Annotated in this window: 2 protein-coding genes; both read right to left on the minus strand. The window is 60.4% G+C overall.

What is annotated here, in order from left to right:
* Positions 1 to 387 precede the first annotated feature (387 nt).
* A complete protein-coding gene (gene glmS / locus VL598_RS11425) occupies positions 388 to 2,205 on the minus strand; it encodes a glutamine--fructose-6-phosphate transaminase (isomerizing) (RefSeq protein ID WP_325326831.1) in 1,818 nt (605 codons plus the stop codon).
* 104 nt (positions 2,206 to 2,309) lie between these two features.
* On the minus strand, positions 2,310 to 3,668 hold the full coding sequence (gene glmU / locus VL598_RS11430; RefSeq protein ID WP_325326832.1) for a bifunctional UDP-N-acetylglucosamine diphosphorylase/glucosamine-1-phosphate N-acetyltransferase GlmU: 1,359 nt from the start codon (positions 3,666 to 3,668) through the stop codon (positions 2,310 to 2,312).
* Positions 3,669 to 3,696: the final 28 nt, after the last annotated feature.

The raw sequence follows: 3,696 nt of genomic DNA on the forward strand, positions 1-3,696 counted from the left end.
CCGTGGCATTCTGGCCTCCGCTGAATCCTGAAACTGGAGGGCCTTATCGGCAAACGCACTGACGCGCCATATGTGCCCGGGAGTTCATCAATTGATGAACTCTACACGAGGGCCATGATTTCATCGCTTGACGCACCCAGCGCCCAGCCGGTTAGCGGGCGGCTATGGGGACGCCGTAAACGAAATCTGGCTACTCTCTGGCACCAAAAGTGGAGGGGAACCTGGGGGTGAACTCGATGTGAAAAGTTGAAGCACGGAGCACATTCGCTAAAAACGTTTCGGCCTTATGCCATGGGGATTGGCGATGAGCCCGCCCCCCGCGATGAAACGCATTTAGACCCCGAACGAGAAACGTTTCTGTTTCTCAAGGACACCAGCATGTTCAACTCACTCCACCGTCACCGACTTAGCCAAATTCCGCGGCTTATCCACATCCGTCCCACGCGCACACGCCGTGTGATAAGCCAGCAACTGCAGCGGCACGACATGCAGAATCGGCGAGAGCATTCCGTAATGCTCCGGCATCCGAATGACGTGAATCCCTTCGCCATTCACGATCCGCGTATCCGCATCGGCAAACACATAAAGCTGTCCGCCGCGCGCCCGTACTTCCTGAATGTTCGACTTCAGCTTTTCGAGCAGGGCATCATTCGGCGCCACCGTCACCACCGGCATCGCCTCCGTCACCAACGCGAGCGGCCCATGCTTAAGCTCACCCGCCGGATAAGCCTCGGCATGGATGTACGAAATCTCCTTGAGCTTCAACGCGCCTTCCAACGCGATCGGATAGTGCATCCCGCGCCCGAGGAAAAGCGCATTCTCCTTGCGCGAAAACTCGTCGGACCACGCAATGATCTGCGGCTCCAACGCAAGCACGCTGTTGAGCGCCGCCGGCAAATGCCGTAACTGCTTCACGTACTCGGTTTCCGACGCGTCATCCACATGCCCGCGTAGTTTGCCGAGCGTCACCGCCAGCGCAAACAATGCAACCAGTTGCGTCGTAAACGCCTTCGTCGACGCTACCCCGATCTCGCGCCCGGCACGGGTAAGGAACGCCATCTCGGTCAACCGCACCATCGCACTCGTCGCAACGTTGCAAATGGCCAGCGTATGGCGGTGTCCAAGCCCCTGCGCATGCTTGAGCGCGGCCAATGTATCGGCCGTCTCGCCGGATTGAGAAATCACAACGACAAGGGCCTTCGGATTCGGCACGGAATCGCGATAGCGGTACTCGCTGGCAATCTCCACTTGCGTCGGAATCTTCGCGATCGATTCAAGCCAGTACTTCGCGGTCAGCCCTGAGTAGTAGCTCGTTCCGCAAGCCAGAATCAACAGACTATCGATCTCGTCGAACGCTGCTTGCGCACGTTCGCCGAACAATGCGGGATCGAAGCTGTCGCTCTGAGGCACGGTATCGGCAATCGCACCCGGTTGCTCGAAAATCTCTTTTTGCATGAAGTGGCGATACGGTCCCAGCTCCACCGCCCCGCCATATGCCTGCACCGTGCGCACTTCGCGCGCGGCGTCATTGCCGTCGCGATCGGAGATGCGCACACCGTCGAGCGTCAACTCGCAAACGTCGCCTTCTTCGAGGAACATGAACTGATCGGTGCTGCCCGCCAGCGCAAGCGCATCGGACGCCAGAAAATGCTCGCCCTCGCCCAGGCCGACCACAAGCGGCGAGCCCTGCCGCGCGCCTACCACGGTGTGCGGCTCGTCTTTGTGCATAACGGCGATCGCATAAGCACCATGCAATTGGCTCACGGCCTCGCGAACGGCCTCGTAAAGGCTGCCGCGGTAAAGGCTGTGGATCAAATGCGCGATGACCTCGGTATCGGTCTGCGACATGAACTCGTAGCCTTTGCCGCGCAACATCTCGCGCAACGACTCGTAGTTCTCAATGATGCCGTTGTGTACGAGCGCAACGGTATCGAGCGAGAAAATAGGATGAGCGTTATCCGTGACCGGCGCACCATGCGTGGCCCAGCGCGTATGGGCAATGGCCGTAACGCCTTCCAGGCGCGCCTCACGCACCTGCTCATCGAGGTCGGACACGCGCGACACGCTGCGCGCGCGACGCGGCTCGCCACCGGCGAGCACGGCAACGCCGCACGAGTCGTAGCCGCGGTATTCGAGGCGGCGGAGCCCCTCAATCAAAACGGAAACGATGTTTCGTTGCGCAACTGCGCCGACAATGCCGCACATAGTTCAACCCTTAGTCGATGATGCCTTGCCATTGGACAGCACGCCGCACGCGTGCCGGTTCGCATTACGCTCGGCTGAATCCGTCACTCAGTCACTCTTCGCTGTCACTTCTTTTTCACGGGACGCACATACCCGTGATTCGATGTTTGCGTCTTTTCGTTCATTACCAGCACGCCGTCCGGCACATCCTTCCATACGGTCGTCCCAGCGGCAATCGTCGCACCGCGCCCAACTCGCACGGGCGCGACAAGCTGTGTGTCCGAACCGATGAACACGTTGTCCTCGATCACGGTGCGATGCTTGTTCGCGCCATCGTAGTTGCACGTGATCGTGCCGGCACCCACATTCACGCCTGAGCCGACATCGGAGTCTCCGATGTACGTCAGATGATTGGCCTTTGAGCCCACGCCCAGCACGGCATTTTTGACTTCAACGAAGTTGCCGATGTGCACTTCGTCAGAGAGCACAGTACCGGGCCGCAGTCGCGCGTAAGGGCCGAGCACGACATGCGCGCCGACCGTCGCACCATCGATGTACGTGTACGGCTCGATGCGCGTCCCCGCGCCGATCGTTGCGTCGCGCAGCACGCAATGCGCGCCGATCGTCACGTCGTCGGCCAAGGTCACGCTGCCCTCGAAAATGCAATCGATGTCGATCGATACATCCTGCCCGCATACGAGTGCGCCTCGCACGTCGAGCCGCGCTGGATCGGCTAGCGTCACGCCCGCTTGCAACAACGATTCCGCAATGTTGCGCTGGTGAATCCGCTCGAGCTCGGCCAATTGCGCCTTGCTGTTGACGCCAAGCGTCTCCCAGACTTCATCCGGCTGTGCCGTCACGATGTCGAAGCCCGCCTCGATGGCATGCTCGACAACGTCAGTCAAATAAAACTCGCCCTGCGCATTGTCGTTCCTCAGCGAGCCGAGCCACATGGCCAACTGTGCCGTCGGCGCGACGACGATGCCCGTGTTCACCTCGGCGATGCGAAGCTGCTCGGGTGTGGCATCCTTTTGCTCGACGATGCGCACGACGTACCCGGCTGTATCGCGCACGATGCGTCCATAGCCGTGCGGATCATCGAGCGTGACGGTCAGTAGACCGTATCGTCCTTCGACAGCCGAATCGATTAAGCGCTTCAATGTGGATGACCGTGTGAGCGGTACGTCGCCATAGAGCACGAGCGTCGGTTGCGCGGGATCGAGCAACGGCAGCGCCTGCTGGACGGCATGGCCCGTGCCAAGCTGCTCGGCTTGCACGGCGAACTGGACGTCGGGCGCGGCAACGGCCTTTTGCACCGCTTCGGCACCATGGCCGACCACGATCACGATACGCGTGGGCGCAAGCGCGCGTGCCGTATCGATGACGTGCGAAAGAAGCGGCCGGCCAGCCAGAGGATGGAGCACTTTCGGCAACGCCGAACGCATGCGTTTGCCCGCGCCTGCAGCCAAAATAACGATGTTCATTGCGTCGGCGGAAAAGTAGGACGTGAGA

Source organism: Trinickia sp., assembly GCF_035492435.1.
Classification (GTDB): Bacteria; Pseudomonadota; Gammaproteobacteria; order Burkholderiales; family Burkholderiaceae; genus Trinickia.